A 20,732-nucleotide genomic window follows, 5' to 3' on the forward strand; every position below is an offset into this window, starting at 1 on the left:
CGTTTGCTAAAAATATATTTTAGCCCTCATATTCTCGTCAAATTTAAAGACTTTAGCAACATTAATGTGTCCAACGATCTTACCATCAAGACTTAGATTTACCTTTTGTCCAGGAGTAAGCTTGCTAGCAATATTTTGATTTAGCTCGCCAAATGGAGCAAATCCAAAAGAATACGGCATCGGCTCGCCATTAAAATAGCCTTTTTTGCTCACCTCTTTTATCTGTTCATCGTCCATCAGCGAGTCGTAATCTGAGAGAATCTTATTTTTTATTAGCTCCAAAGCACCAAAAACTTCGGTATTGATTGAAATTTCACTATTTTTTCTTGCTGACGTCATATTTCTTTCTCTTTTCCCAAAGTGATTTTCTAGAAATTCCAAGCTTCTTGCTAAGTTCTGTGTCAGGGAATTTATCTTGATAATTAACGATTATGTACTTTATATATTCATCGATCGTAACGATCTCATCGATATTAAAATTTTTATCGCGTCCTGAAAGTTCAAGCTCGTCAAATGGTGCTTTTTGTGCAAAATCGCTAGTTGAGATTGCGACCTTTTTCTTTTTGCAAATTTCTAAAATTTTCTCTTTTTCTTCTTGTTTTAGCTCCTCTAAATTTGTCATATAGATTAGCTCATCACCATTTTTGGCTAGTGCCTTTTCAAGCTCAGAGAAACAGGCTTTGCCTAAAAATAAAAATGGTAATTTGCAAGCTTTTACGTAGCTAAATATAAATTTATCGCTGTATCCGCTTTTACTTGATTTTAAAAGCAGTGGAAATTTTATCTTTTTTGCCTCAAAGCTAGAAATTTCATACTCTTTTAAAGCGTAATTTACATAGCTTTCGTAATTTTTGATCTCGTTTTTGAAATTTCTAAATTCCTCAAAATGCTTTATCTTTCTAACTAGCTCTTCTATCATAAATGGCTTTTGGATGTAATCAACCGCACCTGCCTGAATCGGTTTTAGCACAGTGTCACTGTTGATATAAGCGATTAATAAAATGATGATAGAGCTTTTAAATTTTTCTATGACTGGGTAGAAGTCCTGCCCTGGAAGTGTGGTAGAAAGTAACACTACATCAAAATTTTCAAACTTCAATGCCTCTTTTACGCTTTTAGCGATCTCGCAGTCGTAGCCAAAATCAGCTAGTTTACTAGCCATCGAGCCAGCTAGGTAAATTTCATTTTCTACTATTAAAATTTTCATATTTGCTTCCAGTCGTAAAATTTAAGGCTTGCACTTGCCATTACGGCGATCCCTTCGCATCTGCCGACAAAGCCAAGCCCTTCAGTAGTCGTTGCCTTTACATTTATGCGGCTCTGGCTTAAATTTAGAGCTTTTGCTATGTTTGCCTCCATTTTTGACTTTAGTTTTGAAATTTTTGGTTTTTGTGCCATTATCGTGATATCAGCGTTTGTTAGCACAAAGCCCACACTTTGCACCCTTTTGTAAGCTTCCTCAAGCAAGTAAATGGAGCTAATATCTTTAAATTTAGCATCCGTATCAGGAAAAAGCTCGCCTATATCGCCAAGTCCAGCAGCTCCCAAGATAGCGTCAGTTAGCGCATGAAGCGCCACGTCGCCGTCACTGTGAGCTTTTAGCCCAAACTCATAGTCGATCTTCTCGCCGCAAAGAATCAAAGGACGACCCTTTTCAAACTCATGCACATCAAAGCCATTTCCCACAAAGACTTCATTTTCTGGCTCTTTTAAAGTAGAAATTTTGGCAAGATCCTCTTTGTAAGTGATCTTTCTTGCCATCTCATCACCTAAAATTTGCCATACGCTTGCGCCAATGGCTCTCATAGCCGAGCTATCATCTGTGTAAATTTCACCGCCGCTAAGAGCTTTTTTAAGAAGTGCTGTGCGAGAGAGTTGTGGTGTTTGGATAAGTTTTACCTTTTCTCTATCGATAGCGTTTTCGCCAAGATAAGCGGTGTCTGCGATTTTTAGCGCTGGAACTACACAATCAGCCTGACTTGCTGCCTCGATGATCTTATGAAAGAGCTCGCTTGAGATACAAGGGCGAGCGATGTCGCTAACTAGGACAAATTCGCTATTTACTAGCTCAAGTGCGTTTTTTAGGCTATCTTGTCTGGTTTCGCCGCCATCAACAAATTTGTAATTTGGAGCAAATTTTGACATATATTTGCACTCTTTGCTAACGACAATTATCTCTTTAAATGTGTAAAAGTTACTCAAATTTTTAGTAGCAAATAGCCAAAGTGGATCGCTTCCTATTCGAAGCCATTGCTTCTTTACTGGTAGCTCAAAACGGCTAGAATTTCCTGCTCCAAGCATTATAAGTGATATATCAAGCAAGATAACTCCTTTGAAAATTGTTACAGAATTATACATCTCAAAACTTCAAAATTTCTTTTTAAAAAAGTAAATTTTTAAAAGCTTATTTAGTTAGTTTAAATCAAAAAAGGACTAAAATGAGGTTTTTAAAAATCAAAAAAGGCCTTATATGAGAGATAAGACGCAGATGTATTATGCTAGGCGCGGCGAGATAACGCAAGAGATGAGCTATGTGGCAAGGATCGAAGGGCTTAGTGAAAATTTGGTGATGGATGGGGTTGCAAAAGGTAGCATCATCATCCCATCAAATATAAATCATAAAAATTTAAAGCCAATGGGCATAGGCAGAAAGCTAAAGACAAAAATCAATGCAAATATCGGCAACTCAAGCCTAAGTAGCGATATTTGCGCTGAGCTTAGAAAGCTTGAAATTTGCCTAGAATTTGGCGCTGATACGGTTATGGATCTAAGCACGGACGGTGATTTAGACGCTATTAGAAGTGCGATCATTGAGCACTCAAGTGTGCCAATTGGCACAGTGCCTATGTATGAAATTTTAAAAGAGGCAAAAGAGGTTACCAATATCACAAATGAGCTCATTTTAGAGATACTTGAAAAGCAAGCAAGGCAAGGGGTTAGTTACTTTACGATACACGCTGGCTTTTTGCGTGAGTTTTTGCCCCTTGTTAAAAAGCGTAAAATGGGCATAGTTAGCCGCGGTGGCAGTTTGAGTGCGAGCTACATGTCAAAGCTAAATAGGCAAAATCCATTTTATGAAATTTTTGATCAAATTTTAGAAATTTGCGCTAAATATGACGTCTCGCTCTCGCTTGGCGACGGACTTCGCCCAGGCTGCCTTTATGACGCGACAGATGAGGCACAGCTTAGCGAGCTAAAGGTGCTTGGAGAGCTTACACTTCGTGCATGGCAAAAAGATGTGCAGGTGATGATAGAGGGCCCTGGTCATGTGCCATTAAGTCAAATTGAGTATAATATGAAAATCGAACAAGAGCTCTGCCATGACGCCCCATTTTACGTGCTTGGACCGCTTGTCTCAGACATCGGCGCAGGATACGATCACATAACCTCAGCGATTGGTGGTACGATGGCAGCATATCACGGCGCTAGCATGCTTTGCTACGTGACGCAAAAAGAGCACCTTGGTTTGCCAAATGAAAATGACGTAAGAGAGGGCATCGTAGCTCACAAGATAGCAGCTCATGCCGCAGACGTCGCACTTGGCAAGGCAGGAGCTATCGAAAAAGACCATGCGATGAGTGACGCGAGGTATGCATTTGACTGGAACAAGCAGTTTGAGCTTAGCTTTGATCCAAAAAAGGCTAGAGAGCTTCACGATGAGAGCTTGCCAGAAGATGCGTTTAAGAGCGCTCATTTTTGTTCGATGTGCGGACCAAAATTTTGTGCATATAAAATTTCAAAAGATCTAGAAAAAGGAGAAAAATGTTAAATAAAGAAGAGGTCTTAAATAGGCTAAGAGGCGTCATATATCCGGGATTTGAGAAGGATATAGTTAGCTTTGGCTTTGTAAAAAACGTAGAAATCGGCGAGAAAATCTTAATCGAAGTCGAGATCGTTAGCTCAAATCCTGATGTGGCAAACGAGCTAAAAACGGATATCAAACGTGTCATGGGCTCAAACGAGTACGTGCTAAATTTGATCCAGCCAAAGATACCTGAGGAGAAAAGTAACACTCAAAGTGGCAAAAATATCGCGCCACAAGTTAAAAATTTCGTAATGGTAAGCTCTGGCAAAGGCGGCGTTGGTAAATCAACCACGACGCTAAATTTAGCCATCTCAATGGCAAAACTAGGCAAAAAAGTGGGCATCTTAGACGCTGACATCTACGGACCAAACATCCCAAGGATGCTTGGCGAAGTAAATACCCAGCCACAAGTCGTTGGCAACAAGCTAAAGCCGATACTTAGCCATGGCGTGGAGATGATGAGTATGGGCGTTTTGATGGAAGAGGGCATGAGCCTTATCTGGCGTGGCTCGATGATAATGAAAGCGATCGAGCAGCTACTAAAAGACGTGCTTTGGAGCGAGCTTGATGTATTGTTTCTTGACATGCCTCCAGGAACGGGTGACGCACAGCTAACTCTAGCTCAAAGCGTACCAGTAACTGCAGGTGTCTGCGTCACAACGCCTCAAGTGGTAGCGCTTGACGATAGCAAGCGTGCACTTGATATGTTTGAGAAACTTCACATCCCAATCGCAGGTGTGATTGAAAATATGAGTGGCTTTATCTGCCCTGATAACGGCAAAGAGTATGACATCTTTGGCAAAGGTACGACTGAAGAGGTAGCAAAAGCTTACAATACGCAAATTTTAGCTGAAATCCCTATCGAGCCAGCTGTGCGTGTGGGTGGTGATAGTGGCAAGCCAGTGAGCTTTTATGAGCCAAACTCAGTCACTGCAAAACGCTACGAGAGTGCAGCTGCTAGACTTTGGGAGATAATAGAAAATATAAATAACGGTGGTGGGGCCGATAACTCAGCGATCCAGCCAGTAAATGACGGCAAGAGTGCTTGCTCGAAGTAAAATTTACAAAAGATAAAATTTATAGCAAATTTTAAAATTTGCCAGTTTGAAGTTGGCTACCAAAATTTAGCCTTGCTTGATGCTTGGCTTAAATTTTGGAGCCAAAATGCACTTCAAATCAAAAATTTAAATTTAACAGGAGAAAACATGAAAGCGATCGTAACCGTAGTCGGAAAGGATAGAGTCGGCATCGTTGCTGGCGTCTCAGCAAAGCTTAGCGAGCTAGGGCTAAATATAGATGATATCTCACAGACTATTTTAGATGAGTTTTTTACGATGATGGCAGTGGTTTCAAGTGATGAAAATAAAGACTTTACGGCTTTAAGAGCAGAACTTAACGAGCTTGGAGAGAGCCTAAAAGTAAAGATAAATATCCAAAGTTCCGCTATCTTTGATGCGATGCATACAATCTAAGGAAAAACAATGGACATCAAAAACGTAACCGAAACGATCTCGATGATCGAAGAGCAAAATTTTGACATCAGAACGATCACGATGGGCATTAGTTTGCTTGACTGCATCGATCCTGACATCAACAAAGCTTGTGACAAAATTTACGCAAAAATCACCACTAAAGCCAAAGACCTAGTCAAAGTGGGCAATGAAATTTCTGCTGAGCTAGGCATACCAATCGTCAATAAAAGAGTGAGCGTGACGCCTATCTCGATAATTGGCGCCGCAACGGATGCAAAAGACTACGTGATGATCGCAAAGACGCTTGATAGAGCGGCTATTGAGGTTGGTATTGATTTTATAGGTGGTTTTTCAGCTTTAGTTCAAAAGGGATATCAAAAGGGCGATGAAATTTTGATAAATTCTATCCCACAAGCACTTTCCCAGACTTCAAAAGTATGTGCAAGTGTCAATGTCGGCTCAACGAAAACTGGCATAAATATGAGCGCGGTACGTGATATGGGACGCATTATAAAAGAGACGGCGGCAGCATCTCGGATGGGTTGTGCTAAGCTTGTCGTCTTTGCAAACGCAGTCGAAGACAATCCTTTCATGGCCGGTGCATTTCATGGCGTGGGTGAGGCTGATGTGGTGATAAATGTGGGCGTTTCTGGTCCAGGCGTAGTAAAAAGAGCTCTTGAAAAGGTGCGTGGCGAGAGTTTTGACGTAGTGGCTGAGACAGTGAAAAAGACGGCGTTTAAGATCACGCGTATCGGCCAGCTCGTGGGCCAGATGGCGAGCGAGCGCCTTGGGGTTAAATTTGGTATCGTAGATCTCTCTCTTGCTCCAACACCAGCCGTTGGAGACTCGGTAGCTCGCGTGCTTGAGGAGATGGGGCTTGAGGCTGTTGGTACGCATGGCACGACTGCGGCACTTGCTTTGCTAAATGACGCGGTCAAAAAAGGTGGCGTCATGGCGTGCAATCAAGTTGGCGGCTTAAGCGGTGCATTTATCCCGGTCTCAGAAGATGAGGGCATGATAGCTGCGGTGCGCGCGGGATCGCTAAATTTAGAAAAGCTTGAAGCGATGACGGCGATATGCTCTGTGGGACTTGATATGATCGCCATACCTGCGGATGCTCCAAGTGAAAGCATAGCTGCGATGATCGCTGATGAGGCGGCTATCGGTGTTATAAATCAAAAAACAACGGCCGTTCGTATCATACCTCTAGGCCATGAGGGCGATATGATCGAGTTTGGCGGCCTTTTAGGAAGAGCGCCTGTGATGAAGATAAATAAGGCCTCAAGTGCCGACTTCATCGCTCGTGGTGGACAAATTCCAGCTCCAATTCATAGTTTTAAAAACTAATCTTCGAAGTCCGCTTTAAATTTGCGGACTTTTTCTTAAATTTATCCTAGTCTTTTCAACTGCTTTTAGTTAAAATAATAAAAATTTTAAGCCAAGGAACTAAAATGAAAATTTTATCACTGCTTACGGCGCTACTTTTTGGAGCGGTATGTGGCTTTGCAAATGATGGCAAAGTAAGAAGTATCGACATCTACGTCACGCCATACTACTCAGCAAATGCTGGCAAGGTGGAGTACGTAAAGGTCTATGATAAGATAGATGAGCTTTTAAAAAGTGGCAAAGAAGAGGACTTTAAAAAAGGCTGAAAAGATCGTGCAAGACGCCCCACAAATGGTCTCTCCGATAACTCTTTTTGTTCTTTCAGCTCGCGCATACGATCTTGGACTTCGCGATGATGCGGTATTTTGGTTTTATGCGGCAAAAAACCGCGCGATCTTGCTAAGAGGCGTTATAGACATGGAGGGCGAGAAATTTACTGACGTGGTGGCTGCGATAGGGGCGTTTATGAAGCTTGTTGGCGACGTGGTCAATCCTTATGCATTTTGCGATATCAAAAAGCAACAAGATATCGCTGATAAAGCGCTTGAATGGACTAAGAAAAATGCCTATGAAGCGATGTTCTCGCCAGAATTTAGCTCGCCTCACGAAGATAGAAAAGCAGCCCTTATAAAAGGCATAAAAAAGCTAGAAGCCCGCAATAAAAAAGAGAAAGATTATTTTTAGATAAAGATAATCTTGCTAACTTTAAAGCTATGCGCAAGCAAAATGGTACTGATGAGAAATTTTGCTTCTAAATAGCGAGAAAAACTGAAAATTTGCTTGTAAATTTAGCTTTTTCTTTATGCTAAAAGGGCAAATTTACAAGCTATCTCTATTTTAGATGATAAATTTTAGCTCACTACAAATCTGCTTAAATTTCGCTCTTTTTCGTAAGAGTAGCAAAACCACAAAAATGAGAATAAAAAATGACTTTAAAATTTGGCGAACTTGAAAAAGTTACAACAGATGATGGCTTTATCTGGTATGCCCAGACAGAGCTAAAAAGCGAAATTTTTGGCCAAGTGCTCTTTTGCCTTATCTCGGCAAATGGGACAGATGTGGACGATAAAACGATTTTGCTTGCACAGCGTATCGCTCAGGATATTGACCGGCATATAAAAGATGCGCTTACGTTTTTACGAGATGAGCTTAAGCAAAAATGCTTTTTGAGCAAGGACGAGCTTAGAGCGCTTGATGTGCCAGTTTGCGATCTGCCGTTTAGCTCGCCTCAATGCACCTTTTATGTGCAAGATAGGCAGTGGCTGATGAGATTTGCTGAGGGTGCGCTTGATATTTGCGAACCTTTCGGTATTGGGGTGATTTTTGAAGGTGAAAAGCCATTGTATTTAGAAAATTTAGAGCTTAGCCAGGAGTGCTAATCGCGGATAAATTTTACTTTTAAACGGTGAGATAAATTTGGTTGCTGTTTTAGGTTTTAGTCCAAAACAGCAAAAATTTGTATTTATGCGTTGCAGCAGCAATAATCACTTGGATCTTTTTCTTTTGTGACCCTAGCTCTTAAGTCGTGACGGATGATCTCTATCGACCAGAACCATATCATGTGGCCGACAAATTCAGATACATGCTCGTACCAAGGAAGTGTCCAAAGTGGTGGAGTAAGCCCCAAAATAGGTAGTGCGATCACGTGAACAGCGATATTTACGATAACGCCAACTAGTAAGCCTTGCCATATTGTAATCTTTGGAAATTTCTCAGCCAAAACACAATAAGCAACCGCAAAAACTATCGAAAATAATATATGCGTCATCATTACGTAGTTAAACGCATGCCCTGCAAACTCGTAAATAGCGGCATTTGGATCGGCCACTCCCAAATAATCTCTTAAAAATACATAAGGCGGATTTAAGAAATTTCTAGAGCAATCGATCGCATCGGCTGCTCTAATAGCACTTTCTGGCCCGCAAGCAGCGTTAAACATATCCATCGGACTTCTTGGAGGAAGTGGGAATTCCGCTCCCCATTTGACAAAGGCTGAGACAACGCCAGCGATAAGGCCGATCAATGCAGCTAAAGCAAATCTAGGTTTTGTTGCTAAATTTGACATTTAAACTCCTTCTTTAAATTTGCAAAATCTTATTGCAATTTACTTTATGATAAGATTAATCATTATTAAAAATATAAAAATATTTAAAAATTTTAATGGACTTAAAATCATAAAATTTTTAGCCATTTTTGGCTAGACTAAGAAAAATTTAAAGGAGAATAAATGTCTAAAGAGTTTAAAGATGCAAATGAATTTAAGGAATTTTTTGAAGAATTTAGAAAAAAAGATGGTTACAAAGATCCGCTTGCTTTTGGTATCGCTAGGATCGATCGTGGACAAAAAAATACAGATAAAATTTTGCAAGCGACTTTTGCTGTTGTGAATTACAACGAGAGCTTTTTAAGCGCAGCTGCTTATATCTATGCCTTGCAAAAATGTGATGTTAAGGTTGATTTTAATGGCTCCGAATTTGTAGCTGATCTTACACCAAAAGTGGTGAAAAAAGCTAGCAAGCTCTTTAGTGTTTTTGAAAAAGAGATAAGCTCTCATAAAAATGTACAAAATTTGCATGCCGTAAAAATGGCATTTGATGACGATCTTGAACTAAATGAGAATAAATTTAAGCTTGTGTTTTTGTTTGATGATGCAAAACCACTTAGCGTAGAGGCCGTATATCTCAAGCTTTACTTGATATCGCTTGGCAAAGTCGCACCTAGAACGATCGTGCTTGATGGAGCTTTTGGTGTGTTACCAAATGTTGCATGGACTAGCCAAAATACGCCAATTGAGCTTGAATGGCTAAGAGAAAATGAAATTTCTCTAAAGATGTTTGGCGAATATCCAGCGATCGTTAGTGTCGATAAATTTCCAAGATTTTTAAGCCATATCATCCCAGCTGATAACACGAGAATTTTAGACTCAGCCAAGGTTCGCATGGGAGCTGCCGTGTATTCTGGCACAGTCGTTATGCCTGGTGCTGCTTACATCAACTTTAACGCAGGTACAACTGGTGGCGTGATGGTTGAAGGTAGGGTTAGCAGCTCTGTCGTAGTTGGCGAGGGTAGCGACGTAGGCGGAGGGGCAAGCATACTTGGCGTGCTAAGTGGCACAAACGGCAATCCTGTAAGCATCGGCAAACACTGCTTGCTTGGCGCAAACTCAGTCACAGGCGTACCTCTTGGCGATAACTGCATCGTGGATGCTGGCATAGCGGTGCTTGAGGGCACAAAGGTCTATATATCAGCTAGCGAGCGCGAAAAGTTAGCTAAGCTAAATCCAGAGTTTAAATTTGAAGCTGAAATTTATAAAGCACTTGAGCTTGGCGGGCTAAATGGACTTCATTTTAGACAAAATAGCCAAACAGGCCAGATCACTGCAAGTGCGAGCAAAAGGGCGATCAAGCTAAATGAGGCACTTCATTAAAAGGAGCTAGTATGAAAGTTGGCATTTTGATGTTTGACAAGCTAAATCTACTAAGCTTTGCCAAAATTTATGATTTTTTACATAAATTTGAGGATTTTAATATCAAGACCTACGCCCTAAAGCCTGAGGTTGTCGATGAATTTGGCGTCAGGCTTCATCCAGAAATTTATGCTGAGAGCCTTTATGGTGTGGATATCTTAATCGTGCCAGATGGCGTTGGAGCACTTGGATTAAGATACGATGAGATATTTTTAAGCTGGGTTAAAAGCTCAGCTAGTGCGAAATTTAAGATAGGTTTTGATCTTGGAGTGCTCATCCTTGGTGGGGCTGGATTTTTAGAAGACAGAGAGGCTTGCATAAGGGGCGGATACAAAAATGCACTTAGTGACTACTGCGATGTTAATGATGCCAAGATGTGCGAAAGTAGGGGTGTCATAAGCGTTAGTGAATTTGATGATAGAATCAAAGAACAGCTGACAACGATGCTGGGTAAAGATAAAATTTAAGAGTCTTGAGCTTTAAATTTTTTAGTTTAGTGGGTTAGAAAAAGGCTTTAATATAACGCTTTTAATTAAACATCTCTTTTGCGCTTAAAGAGAAAATGCCAACAAGATCGACAACATCTACTTTTTGATTTTTAATATTGTGCATCATTTTAAAATGCTCAAGTGTGATATTCTTATTCTTTTTACTTAACTCATTAAGTTTTTAGTCACATCAAAAATGATATCTATGCCACCATTTTTTATTGTCATAGTAAAGTATAAAATTTTAAACTAAAGCTAGACAAATTTTAGCTGGGTTGCGCTCTTGCAAGAACAATATTTCATAAATTTTAATGCAAAATATCAAATAAAATTTAACTAGCCAGTGTTTGCTGGCCAGTTAAATTATTCGACAGTCACGCTTTTTGCGAGATTTCTTGGCATATCGACGTTGTTGCCAAGTCTAACAGAAATTTCAAGAGCAAGTAGCTGAAGTACAAGCATCATCTCGAAAAATTCGCTCATATAGTGATCTTGCGCGCTTGTTTTTACGTAGTCATCGCTTAGCTCAAACTCAAGTGGGCTTATCGCTAGTATGTAAGCATCTCTTGCGGCAAGCTCTTCGACATTGCTCTTTGTCTTTTCGTATAACAAATTTTGAGGCATTAAAGCGATCGTAAATAGCTTCTCATCTGCAAGCGCGATAGGACCGTGTTTCATCTCGCCTGATGGATAGCCCTCGGCGTGAAGATATGAAATTTCTTTAAGCTTTAACGCGCCTTCTAATGCTAGCGGATAGAAGATATCTCTACCGATAAAGAAGAAGCCATGACCGTGCAAATAATGCTTGCTTAGGCGGTGAAGCTTCTCTTGAAGAGAGTTATTGATATTTAAAATTTGTGGGATGTGAAGAAGCGTTTTGATCTCGTGATCAAGCTCTTTTTTGCTGATAGACTCTTTTGCTGATGCCATTTGAAGCACAAGCATCCAAAGTACGATGATCTGCGTTGCAAAGGCCTTTGTGCTTGCCACACCTTTTTCGATGCCAGCACGAGTTAGAAGTGTATTGTCAGCTAGCCTAACGATAGATGAGTTATCGACGTTGCAAATCGCAAGCGTTCTAAGCCCAGCCTCTTTTGCTATCCTAAGTGCCTCAAGAGTATCGGCTGTCTCGCCACTTTGTGAGATGACGATGAAGAGCGAGTTCTTGTTTAGATAAGGCTTTCTATATCTAAATTCGCTTGCCACTTCAACCTTTGTTCTAACTTTAGCAAGTCTTTCAAAAAGATAGCTTGCAACAAGTGCCGCATGATAGCTCGTACCACACGCACAAAGCACGATATCATCGATACTTTTTAGATATTCATCGTCTAAATTTTCAAGGGTGACTTTGTGGTTTTTAACCCTGCCCATGATGGTTTCAGATACGACTGCACCTTGCTCGTAAATTTCTTTCTCCATAAAAAATGTATAGCCCTCTTTTTGGGCATAACTTTTGTCTTTTGGCAGAGCATTAAACGTTATGCTCGCCTTTTTGCCGTGTTTAAAAACAGCAATCTCGTCTAAGCTCACGTAGCCGTAATTGTTGTCATCAAGATATGCCACCTCTGTTGCATTGCCGATAAGTGGAGCGTCAGATGAAGCAAAATATAGCTCTTTTTCATTACTCTTTCCTATTGCCATAGGAGCGGCATCTTTTGCAAAAAATATCTTATCAGGCGCAGTTTTGGTGATAAGTAGCGTCGCGTATGCACCTCTTAGTTTTGCGATAGTTGCCTCATAAGCTTTAAATGGATCTTTTTTCTCTTTTAAAATTTCTTCAAAAAGGTGCACGATCACCTCAGTATCGGTTTGGCTGACAAATTTCACGCCCTTTGCTTCAAGCTCATCTTTAAGCTCTTTATAGTTTTCGATGATGCCATTGTGAACGACAAATGAGTGCTCGCCAAGGTGCGGATGAGCGTTTATCTCAGTTGGTTTGCCATGCGTCGCCCAGCGTGTGTGACCTATCGCCACGCCAAAGCCAGTTGATGTAAAGTCCTTTGTCTTTAGGGCTAAATTTTCAAGCTTACCGACAGCCTTAAAAAAGTCGATTTTGTCATCACTCATCACAGCCATGCCAGCGCTGTCATATCCTCGGTACTCAAGCTCTTTTAGACCGCTTAAAATGACCTCTTTTTTCTCTTTATCTCCGATGTATCCTACGATTCCACACATTTTTTTACTCACTTATTAATAAATTTAATATCTCTTCGCCTTTGCTCTCAAGTCGCTCGTTTTTCTCGATCAAAAAGAGATTTCTTGTTCTATTTTTGACCGTTTGGATTCTAGCACTCGTGACTTGAAAATGAAGCCTATCAAAAACACTCATCACATAAGCCATTAGCCCACGCTGGTCTTTTGCGTTGATGCTAAGTTTGGCGTAATCTTTTGAGTGATTTAGCTCGAAGTTTATCTCATCTTTGTTAATGTTTGGTTTCAAAGGATCTTTTAAAACCTCGCTATTTAGTGATCTTAGAGCTAAATTTTTAGTAATTTCAAGCTCCTCTTTTTTAACATTTTGGTTAAAATCAAGTCTGATATAAAATTTTTTCTCAAATAGCTCAAAAATTTCCATGTATGCCAAGTCAAATTTAGCAAATTCATAGAGCAGGGCACTTAAATTTAGGCTCTTTTTTGTATAGATCTGAATGCTTAAATTTTTAGAGTTATTTATAAAAATTTCTGTCGCATCTAAGCTATCTGCAACCTTGCTTAAATTTATGATCTCATTTGCACTATATTTTATAAAGACAAGATTTGATGTGATTTTAAAAATTTTCTCTTGCAAGCTTGACTCAAGCGCCAAAAACTCGCTATTTCGTTTTATAGACTGCTCTTTTTTTACTCGCCTTGTCGCTTCGTCTAGTAAATTTTCATCGCTAAATGCACTAAGAGAAATTTCATAAAGCTCTCTTAAAAGTTTAGCTGTGTAGGCGTTATAAAGTCTCTCATTTGTTGCATTTATCACGCAGTAGCTAAGGATGTAAAGCAGTTTTAAAACCTGCTTGTCGCCAAGCTTTGAGATAAAAGCAAATATAACGCGTTGCGAATAAATGTCCTCTCTGTTTGAGACATTGCTCATTAGCGTGTGGTATTTTATCAAGATGACGCCGATATTTACGGCTTTTTGGCTTAAATTTAGCTTGTTTGCGTATGCTCTAAAGATATTTGCGCCGATATTTGCGTGGTCTTTGCCAAGCCCCTTGCCAACGTCGTGCATTAAAGTCACGATCTTTAGCATCGTCTTGCCCTCCAAGCAAAGCTCGGTATAGAGATTTTTTATGAATTTATCTTTTATATTTTCAAGAAATTTTACACTTAAAATACTATGCTCATCGACCGTAAATTCGTGATAGCCGTCGTACTGAGCTAGCTGGCTAATATGCTCCATTGGTTTTATTAAAATTTGTATCATTTGCGCATCTAGCAATGACTTTAAAATTGCGTAGGAATTTTTTCTTAAAAATATCTTTTTAAACTCGCTTATAGCACACTCTAAGTCACTTTTTGTGATGATGGCTCGCTTGATGTAAAAGATCGCGCTTATATCAAATTTATAATCCACATCTTTTAGTTCTAAAAGCTCGGTTATTAGATTTTCAATGAGAGCTGGCTTTTTATGAAGCGGTACGTAGATAACGCCATTTATCTCGTAAAAGCCATTTTTTAGCCTTGCAAATTTTCTCTGATCAAAATTTAGCTCGCTTTTAAAAAATGGCCTACAAAGAGAAGCTACGATAAACCTCGAATAAATAGCAACATTATTCATTGAGCTTAGCATCTTTTGGCTGATAACGCTTTCGTTATCTTGAAGCTTTTTAGACTTTGTTTGCATGAAATTTGTCGTGATCTCAACGCTTGAAGCGCTAAAAGTATCAGAATTTTGCGTCAAATTTAAGGTGGTTAGTAGGCTTAGTAAAAAGTCTACATTTAGGTTAAAGCTAGCGATCTCTTTTTCATTCATCACTTTTAGGGCTTGTGATCTAACTGAAATGTCGCTATCAAGGCAGTTTAGTATACAGTTTAGGTGATAAATTTCATCTATCCCGCCAAAGCCACTTTTTAGATTTGGCTCTTGGGCTAAGTAGCTGATGCTAGAAAATGGCAAAAATACCTTTAAATGGTAGTTTAAAAAGGCTTTTTTATCAAATTCTTTTAATTTTACGATCTCGCTTTTTACTAGGCGGTAGAGACTTTTTGAACCACAGATATATCGGACTTGCGATGTTTCGCTTTTAAATTTGAGATCGTCTTTATAATTTGTAAAAATTTCATCTAACTCAACGCTTTTTATATAAAAATTTATTCCAGAGCTACTTAAAATTTCGCTAAATTCTTTTAAGAAATTCTTTATGTTGTAACCTTTTAAATTTTTATAAACTAGTAAAATTTCAAGCTCACTATTTGCGCTAAGTAAGGTTTGGGCGTATTTTCCAGTAGCTAGAACGCTAAAAGCAAAGCTGTCATTTTGCGGCACAAAATCATCAAAAAATTCTCGCATAGTTTCATTTAAATAAGATTTTATAAAATCATCATATTCTTTGGCTAAAAAATTTGCAAAATTTCTACCCTGATTTTTTTGAAAATGTTTTGGTAAATTTGCCTTAAAATCAAGAAATTTCTCTTTGATTTTTAAATAATTGTCGCTATTTTTGGTACTTTTATCAGCCAGCATTTAATGTTTCCATTGTTAAAAATATCTTGGCAAATGTTACATAATTTTTGCAAAAACAAAGCTTTATTTGCTTATAATAAAGCCTTAAGTTCAGCTTTAGGACGATACAAATAATGAATCTATTACAAAAACTAGAAAGTGGCGAGAGATTAAGCAAGCAAGAGGCTTTTTCGCTTTATGAGCTTGATCTTTTTACCTTGGCTAAATTTGCCGATAAAAAGCGCAGAAAACTGCATGGCAACAAGGTCTTTTTTAATGTAAATCGCCATATCAATCCAACAAATATCTGTGCTGACATCTGTAAATTTTGCGCATTTTCGGCTCACAGAAAAAATCCAAATCCATACTTAATGAGCCATGAAGAAATTTTAAAGATAGTTGATGAGAGTGTGAGCCACGGCGTAAAAGAGATACACGTTGTCTCCGCCCACAACGCAAAAAGTGGCTGGCAGTGGTATTTAGAGATTTTTAAAAAGATAAAGGCAGCTCATCCAGAACTTCACGTAAAGGCGATGACGGCAGCTGAGATCGACTTTTTATCAAGACACTACGGCTTAAGCTACGATGAGGTTATAGAAAAGATGCTCGAATACGGCGTCGATAGCATGCCAGGCGGCGGGGCTGAAATTTTTGATGAAGAGATTAGGGCTAAAATTTGCAAAGGCAAGGTAAGTAGCGAGAACTGGCTAAAGATCCACAAAATGTGGCACGATAAAGGCAGACAAAGCAATGCAACAATGCTTTTTGGTCATATAGAAAGCCGTGAAAATAGGATCGATCATATGCTAAGGATTAGGGGCTTGCAAGATGAAACTGGCGGATTTAACGCATTTATCCCGCTTGTCTATCAAAGAGAAAATAACTACTTAAAAGATGTGAAATTTCTAGGATCAGCTGAAATTTTAAAGACTCTGGCGATCTCACGTCTTGTGCTAGATAATGTTCCGCACATAAAGGCTTATTGGGCTACTTCGACGCTAAATTTAGCGATGATCGCTCAGGAATTTGGCGCTGATGATCTTGATGGCACGATAGAAAAAGAGAGCATCCAAAGTGCAGCTGGCGCAAATAGCGCAAATGGCGTTACACTAAAGACATTTTGCGATCTCATAAAGACATCTGGTTTTACGCCGGTTGAGCGTGATAGTTTATATAACGAACTTAAAATTTACTAAAAGGAGCTTAGAGTGAAATTTTTTGACTTAGCACAAAATAAAACAAGTGTGAAGCAGGAATTTGGAGCGGGACTTACAACGTTTTTGGCGATGATGTATATCGTGCCAGTAAATGCGATCATTATGAGCAAAACTGGTATGCCTTATGAGGCACTAATCACTGCAACTGCGCTAATTACCATATTTTCTACTATATTAAATGGTCTTTGGGCGAACACGCCAGTTGCGATGAGCGTTGGCATGGGGCTTAATGCTTATTTTACATTTGGTCTTTGCATCGGCATGAAAGTACCTTGGCAAACGGCTCTTGGCGTTGTTTTTCTAAGCGGCGTGATATTTGTCGTCTTGTCTTTTACAAATTTTAGAATGTGGATAATTAGATCCATCCCGCTTGACCTACGAAGAGCGATAAGTGCTGGCATAGGTACATTTATCAGCTTTGTCGCATTTCAACAAATGGGCTTTATCGTAAATAGCGACGCAGTTTTGGTTGGTATAGGAAATTTCAAAGATCCAAACGTACTTCTTGGCGTTTTGGGACTATTTTTAGTTATTTGCTTTTGGGCGTGGAAGATAAAGGGCGCGTTTATCCTAGCTGTGCTTGCTACTTCAGTGATTGCTTGGGTGCTTGGTATCGCTCCTCATCCAACAGAAATTTTCTCAACCCCAGCTTCTATCTCTCCGATATTTTTAGAGCTTGATATAAAAGGCGCGCTTAGCCTAGCCTTGCTTCCAGTTGTTATCACATTTTTTGTGACTGATCTTTTTGACTCGATAGGCACACTAGCTGGTGTAGGCACGAGGGCTGGAATTTTTGATGAAAACAAAAAAGATGGCGTCGTAAAACTTGAAAAAACTCTTGAAGCTGACGCTATTGCTACGGCAGCCGGCTCACTTGTAGGCGTAAGTACGACCACATCGTTTGTAGAGAGTGCTAGCGGTGTAGAAGAGGGCGGTAGAACTGGTCTAACGGCTGTATTTTGCGGACTTTTATTTATACTTACACTCTTTATGTTGCCACTTTTTAAAGCGATCCCTGGCAATGCCATCTATCCGATCCTTGTAATGGTTGGTGTGCTTATGTTTGCTGAGCTTGCTAGTATAAATTTCAAAGACCCAGCCATTGCAGTTGCGACGTTTTTTATAGTCGTGCTCATTCCGCTTACTTACTCGATCACAAATGGCCTTGCATTTGGCTTTATGTCATACGTCATAGTTAAGCTCATAAAGAGAGAATTTAGCGATATAAATTTAGGCGTAGTCGTGCTAGCGCTCATTAGTTTTATCGTATTTTTAGTGCATTGATAAGGATGAAAGATGATATTTTATAGCTATGATGAATTTGCTGTTGATGCCAAAAAGATGGCAAAACAGATAAAGGATGAGTTTGATCCAGAGGTGATACTAGCTGTGGCAAGAGGCGGTCTAACGCTTGGTCACTCGCTAGCTGTTGCGCTTAATAATAGAAATTTATTTACCCTAAATTCTATCCATTATGAAGATACAAACAAGCTTGATACGATTAATATCTTTAACGTGCCAGATCTTAGCAAATACACTAAAATTTTGCTCGTCGATGACATCATCGATAGTGGCGAGAGCATGGTCGAGATAAAAAGAGAACTGCTTAAGCGTTATCCAAATTTAGATATCAAAATAGCGACCGTCTTTTATAAAGAGAAAGCTCTGCTTTTGCCAGAATTTAAGGTAAAAGAGGCTCACGATTGGATTGAGTTTTTTTGGGATATACATATTTAAGGAAAATTTTTGCTAGATAAATTTAGAGAATTTGTTGGACATCACGTCGCTTTTAGCGTATTTTTAATATGTTTGATCGATTGTATATTTTTACTTTATACGGCAAATTCTCTTAGCATAAGTTACAGTGAAGCTGAAATTTTTTTTAACAAACAAAATTTTCTTAGCCATGTTTTAAAATTAAGCGTTCAAATTTTTGGTCAAACAGATCTTGCTCTAAGATCTGTGATGATTGCATTTCATATTCTAAGCGTTATTTTAATGTATAAGATAAGCAAATTTTACATTAAATTAGAGTTTGACAGACTTATTGCGGTATTGCTTTTTATCTTACTTCCTGGCACGCTAGCTTCAGCTCTTATCGTCAATAATGCTGGGCTTTGCGTTATGCTGGCGCTCCTATGTATATACTTTTTCCATATTAAAAATAAAATTTTATTTGTAACATTTTTTTGTCTTGCTTTTTTTATAGATGGCGATTTTTTGATATTTTACGCAGGATTTTTTATATTTTCACTTTATAAAAGAAGGCCTCCGCTTGCTTGGCTAAGTGCTATTTTATTTTTGCTAACACTTTACTTTTTTGGCTTTGATACAAATGGTAGGCCAAGTGGGCACTTCATTGATACTTTTGGTATCTTTGCCGCTGTTTTTTCACCGTTTATTTTTATCTTTTTTGTCTATACGATTTATAGAATTTGGGTAAAAGAGAAAAAAGATCTTTTATGGTTTATTGTGATTTGCTCATTTTGCTTTTGTATGATAGTCTCAGTGCGCCAAAGACTGGAGCTTGAGCAGTTTTTGCCATTTTGCGTGATCGCAACGCCACTTATGGTAAGAGTATTTTTTAATTCGTATCGTGTAAGATTGCCAAAATTTAGAAAAGGCTATAAAATTTGCACGACCTTAGTGATACTTTTTTTAGCCTTAAACTGGTCGATGATCGTATTTAATCAAATTTTTTACCTATTTTTAGATAACCCAACAAAGCATTTTGTCTATAAATTTGATGTTATAAAAGAGCTTGCTGCTAAATTAAAAGAAGCGGAAATTAAGGATTTATATACTGATAATAAAAAGCTTGCATTAAGACTTAAATTTTATGGTATAGATGTAAGAGATGAGTCTAAAAATTTATTAGTAAGCACCGATCTAGATGGAAAATCAAAATTTTGCATAGAAAAAATGGGGAAAGTAATCGCAAATTTTGATGTAAGAGGCAGGTAGATGCATAAAAACAAGGGTTTTACTGTTATAGAGCTTATTTTTGTAATCATTGCCGTTGGCATACTTGCAGCAATGATCATACCAAGGCTAGAAATAAACGGAGCCAGAGAGGCAGCTACACAGATGCTAACGCATATAAGGTATGCCCAGCACCTTGCCATGCAAGATGATAAATTTGTACATTCAGAAAATGAAAAATTTTGGTTTAAAATGAGATGGGGTATAGCTATTAATGATACTAGTTTGCAAGAGTGCTCTGTAGATGAGCCTGGGGTTAAATCATGGAAATATAGTATTTTTTATGATAAAAGAGGTAGTGGTAATAAATTTAGTGGTAACTTAAATTCCAAAGAAGAGGTTGCCATCGATACACAAAAATCAAACAAATTCTTAAGTGCGGGCTGGAGAGGCATTCCTCAATCCTATTGCAATAAAATTAATACAGATTTAAATATCGAGAAAAAATATGGCATAAAATCGGTTAAATTTGTCGGTAGTTGCGGAAAAGGCAAAACACAAACCATTGATTTTGACGAATTAGGTAGGCCTATGAGAGTGGTGAGTGTTACTAACAATAAAGGAGCAAAAAGGCCTTATTCAAGACTACTAAAAGGTGATTGTAAGATAATTTTAACAGATAAAAATAACAATGTAGCCTCTATAAATATAGAAAAAAGAAGTGGATACGCATATATAAACTAAACCCTATAAACCTACTAATAAAAATACATACTTTAAAATTTTTAATCGCCAACAATTTTTTCTCAAATTCCCTAATTATTTCAACTGTCTTTAAGTATTGCTCATATATAATTCCAGCTCACGAAACGAGAAACCACCTTTAACTTCACTGGTTAATAAAGCCTTTTCTTTTTATCGTTGTTCTTTTAACTTACAATTGTTAAACTATTAGTCAATCTTTGAAATCTAAACAAGTGATCGATTGAGCCAGTCTATTATTTTATAATTATAATAGATTAGACAAACTAATAAATAAAACTAAAAGTTTTTTTGATTAAAAACTTCATAATAAAATCCTATCAAATAAATTTTGCTAGGTAATTAATATGGAGAGTTTGATCCTGGCTCAGAGTGAACGCTGGCGGCGTGCCTAATACATGCAAGTCGAACGGACAAGTAAGAGCTTGCTCTTATGAGTTAGTGGCGCACGGGTGAGTAATGTATAGCTAATCTGCCCTACACTAGAGGACAACAGTTGGAAACGGCTGCTAATACTCTATACTCCTGTCTTACATAAGTTAGATAGGGAAGTTTTCGGT

General features: G+C 38.5%; 20 protein-coding genes and 1 rRNA gene. 15 read left to right on the forward strand and 6 right to left on the reverse strand.

Annotated elements, in window-relative coordinates:
* Positions 1-6: 6 nt before the first annotated feature.
* Genes TH67_RS10650 through TH67_RS05230 form a run of 3 tightly spaced genes read right to left on the reverse strand, consistent with a single transcriptional unit; the run spans position 7 to position 2,322 of the window.
* On the reverse strand, positions 7-339 hold the full coding sequence (locus TH67_RS10650; protein ID WP_257638041.1) for a hypothetical protein: 333 nt from the start codon (positions 337-339) through the stop codon (positions 7-9).
* Positions 317-1,207 carry a response regulator gene (locus TH67_RS05225; RefSeq protein ID WP_072594670.1) on the reverse strand — a complete coding sequence of 297 codons (891 nt, stop codon included), beginning with the start codon at positions 1,205-1,207 and terminating at the stop codon, positions 317-319. The genes TH67_RS10650 and TH67_RS05225 overlap by 23 nt, the downstream gene beginning before the upstream one ends.
* Positions 1,204-2,322, reverse strand: coding sequence for a bifunctional 2-C-methyl-D-erythritol 4-phosphate cytidylyltransferase/2-C-methyl-D-erythritol 2,4-cyclodiphosphate synthase (locus TH67_RS05230; protein WP_072594671.1), 1,119 nt, complete (start codon positions 2,320-2,322; stop codon positions 1,204-1,206). The genes TH67_RS05225 and TH67_RS05230 overlap by 4 nt, the downstream gene beginning before the upstream one ends.
* Positions 2,323-2,470: 148 nt before the next feature.
* Between TH67_RS05230 and thiC the strand changes: the two genes are divergently transcribed.
* The 7 genes from thiC to TH67_RS05260 all read left to right on the forward strand — a co-directional run bounded on the left by thiC (position 2,471) and on the right by TH67_RS05260 (position 8,042).
* Positions 2,471-3,769: a phosphomethylpyrimidine synthase ThiC gene (thiC, locus tag TH67_RS05235; protein WP_072594672.1), complete on the forward strand. Its 1,299-nt coding sequence runs from the start codon at positions 2,471-2,473 to the stop codon at positions 3,767-3,769.
* Positions 3,763-4,863: an Mrp/NBP35 family ATP-binding protein gene (locus TH67_RS05240; protein ID WP_072594673.1), complete on the forward strand. Its 1,101-nt coding sequence runs from the start codon at positions 3,763-3,765 to the stop codon at positions 4,861-4,863. The genes thiC and TH67_RS05240 overlap by 7 nt, the downstream gene beginning before the upstream one ends.
* Positions 4,864-5,010: 147 nt before the next feature.
* Positions 5,011-5,277, forward strand: a complete 267-nt coding sequence (locus TH67_RS05245; RefSeq protein ID WP_021091480.1) for an ACT domain-containing protein — start codon at positions 5,011-5,013, stop codon at positions 5,275-5,277.
* A gap of 9 nt (positions 5,278-5,286) precedes the next feature.
* The gene (locus TH67_RS05250; RefSeq protein WP_072594674.1) at positions 5,287-6,624 is read left to right on the forward strand and encodes a PFL family protein; all 1,338 of its coding nucleotides are present in this window, start codon (positions 5,287-5,289) and stop codon (positions 6,622-6,624) included.
* 104 nt (positions 6,625-6,728) lie between these two features.
* Positions 6,729-6,929, forward strand: coding sequence for a hypothetical protein (locus tag TH67_RS10655; protein WP_257638042.1), 201 nt, complete (start codon positions 6,729-6,731; stop codon positions 6,927-6,929).
* A complete protein-coding gene (locus TH67_RS05255; protein WP_257638043.1) occupies positions 6,898-7,347 on the forward strand; it encodes a hypothetical protein in 450 nt (149 codons plus the stop codon). Before TH67_RS10655 ends, TH67_RS05255 begins: the two co-directional genes overlap by 32 nt.
* A 242-nt stretch (positions 7,348-7,589) precedes the next feature.
* On the forward strand, positions 7,590-8,042 hold the full coding sequence (locus TH67_RS05260; protein WP_072594675.1) for a hypothetical protein: 453 nt from the start codon (positions 7,590-7,592) through the stop codon (positions 8,040-8,042).
* Positions 8,043-8,125: 83 nt separating this feature from the next.
* On the opposite strand, the gene TH67_RS05265 is transcribed toward TH67_RS05260, so the two are convergent.
* Entirely contained in the window at positions 8,126-8,728 is a 603-nt protein-coding gene (locus TH67_RS05265; protein WP_072594676.1) for a YagU family protein, read from the reverse strand.
* Between the two features lie 162 nt (positions 8,729-8,890).
* On the opposite strand from TH67_RS05265, the gene TH67_RS05270 reads away from it, so the two are divergent.
* A complete protein-coding gene (locus TH67_RS05270; protein WP_072594677.1) occupies positions 8,891-10,090 on the forward strand; it encodes a 2,3,4,5-tetrahydropyridine-2,6-carboxylate N-succinyltransferase in 1,200 nt (399 codons plus the stop codon).
* 11 nt (positions 10,091-10,101) lie between these two features.
* Entirely contained in the window at positions 10,102-10,596 is a 495-nt protein-coding gene (locus TH67_RS05275) for a hypothetical protein (protein WP_072594678.1), read from the forward strand.
* Positions 10,597-10,980: 384 nt separating this feature from the next.
* Here TH67_RS05275 and glmS read toward each other — a convergent pair whose 3' ends face one another.
* Positions 10,981-12,792, reverse strand: coding sequence for a glutamine--fructose-6-phosphate transaminase (isomerizing) (gene glmS / locus TH67_RS05280; protein ID WP_072594687.1), 1,812 nt, complete (start codon positions 12,790-12,792; stop codon positions 10,981-10,983).
* Positions 12,793-12,796: 4 nt separating this feature from the next.
* On the reverse strand, positions 12,797-15,292 hold the full coding sequence (locus TH67_RS05285) for an HD domain-containing protein (RefSeq protein ID WP_072594679.1): 2,496 nt from the start codon (positions 15,290-15,292) through the stop codon (positions 12,797-12,799).
* Positions 15,293-15,402: 110 nt separating this feature from the next.
* Here TH67_RS05285 and mqnE point away from each other — a divergent pair, with 110 nt between their 5' ends.
* From mqnE to TH67_RS05315, 6 genes are all read left to right on the forward strand, one after another.
* Positions 15,403-16,467 (forward strand): aminofutalosine synthase MqnE, encoded by a 1,065-nt coding sequence (gene mqnE / locus TH67_RS05290; protein ID WP_141081774.1) that lies wholly within the window; start codon positions 15,403-15,405, stop codon positions 16,465-16,467.
* 12 nt (positions 16,468-16,479) lie between these two features.
* Positions 16,480-17,772: an NCS2 family permease gene (locus TH67_RS05295; protein ID WP_072594681.1), complete on the forward strand. Its 1,293-nt coding sequence runs from the start codon at positions 16,480-16,482 to the stop codon at positions 17,770-17,772.
* Between the two features lie 12 nt (positions 17,773-17,784).
* On the forward strand, positions 17,785-18,225 hold the full coding sequence (locus TH67_RS05300; RefSeq protein ID WP_021091484.1) for a phosphoribosyltransferase: 441 nt from the start codon (positions 17,785-17,787) through the stop codon (positions 18,223-18,225).
* A gap of 9 nt (positions 18,226-18,234) precedes the next feature.
* On the forward strand, positions 18,235-19,452 hold the full coding sequence (locus TH67_RS05305; RefSeq protein ID WP_072594682.1) for a glycosyltransferase family 39 protein: 1,218 nt from the start codon (positions 18,235-18,237) through the stop codon (positions 19,450-19,452).
* Positions 19,453-20,154, forward strand: coding sequence for a pilus assembly FimT family protein (locus TH67_RS05310; protein ID WP_072594683.1), 702 nt, complete (start codon positions 19,453-19,455; stop codon positions 20,152-20,154).
* 362 nt (positions 20,155-20,516) lie between these two features.
* A 16S ribosomal RNA gene (locus tag TH67_RS05315) occupies positions 20,517-20,732 on the forward strand; the annotation flags it as partial.

The sequence above is a fragment of the Campylobacter concisus genome (assembly GCF_001891085.1).
Classification (GTDB): Bacteria; Campylobacterota; Campylobacteria; order Campylobacterales; family Campylobacteraceae; genus Campylobacter_A; species Campylobacter_A concisus_O.

Excerpts from the sequence above, each read along its gene's own strand:
- thiC (WP_072594672.1), top strand. The coding sequence starts at position 2,471 with ATGAGAGATAAGACGCAGATGTATTATGCTAGGCGCGGCGAGATAACG.
- TH67_RS05275 (WP_072594678.1), top strand. The coding sequence starts at position 10,102 with ATGAAAGTTGGCATTTTGATGTTTGACAAGCTAAATCTACTAAGCTTT.
- TH67_RS05250 (WP_072594674.1), top strand. The coding sequence starts at position 5,287 with ATGGACATCAAAAACGTAACCGAAACGATCTCGATGATCGAAGAGCAA.
- glmS (WP_072594687.1), bottom strand. The coding sequence starts at position 12,792 with ATGTGTGGAATCGTAGGATACATCGGAGATAAAGAGAAAAAAGAGGTC.
- TH67_RS05265 (WP_072594676.1), bottom strand. The coding sequence starts at position 8,728 with ATGTCAAATTTAGCAACAAAACCTAGATTTGCTTTAGCTGCATTGATC.
- TH67_RS05310 (WP_072594683.1), top strand. The coding sequence starts at position 19,453 with ATGCATAAAAACAAGGGTTTTACTGTTATAGAGCTTATTTTTGTAATC.
- TH67_RS05240 (WP_072594673.1), top strand. The coding sequence starts at position 3,763 with ATGTTAAATAAAGAAGAGGTCTTAAATAGGCTAAGAGGCGTCATATAT.
- TH67_RS05225 (WP_072594670.1), bottom strand. The coding sequence starts at position 1,207 with ATGAAAATTTTAATAGTAGAAAATGAAATTTACCTAGCTGGCTCGATG.
- TH67_RS05260 (WP_072594675.1), top strand. The coding sequence starts at position 7,590 with ATGACTTTAAAATTTGGCGAACTTGAAAAAGTTACAACAGATGATGGC.
- TH67_RS05270 (WP_072594677.1), top strand. The coding sequence starts at position 8,891 with ATGTCTAAAGAGTTTAAAGATGCAAATGAATTTAAGGAATTTTTTGAA.
- TH67_RS05245 (WP_021091480.1), top strand. The coding sequence starts at position 5,011 with ATGAAAGCGATCGTAACCGTAGTCGGAAAGGATAGAGTCGGCATCGTT.
- TH67_RS05300 (WP_021091484.1), top strand. The coding sequence starts at position 17,785 with ATGATATTTTATAGCTATGATGAATTTGCTGTTGATGCCAAAAAGATG.
- TH67_RS10655 (WP_257638042.1), top strand. The coding sequence starts at position 6,729 with ATGAAAATTTTATCACTGCTTACGGCGCTACTTTTTGGAGCGGTATGT.
- TH67_RS05285 (WP_072594679.1), bottom strand. The coding sequence starts at position 15,292 with ATGCTGGCTGATAAAAGTACCAAAAATAGCGACAATTATTTAAAAATC.
- TH67_RS10650 (WP_257638041.1), bottom strand. The coding sequence starts at position 339 with ATGACGTCAGCAAGAAAAAATAGTGAAATTTCAATCAATACCGAAGTT.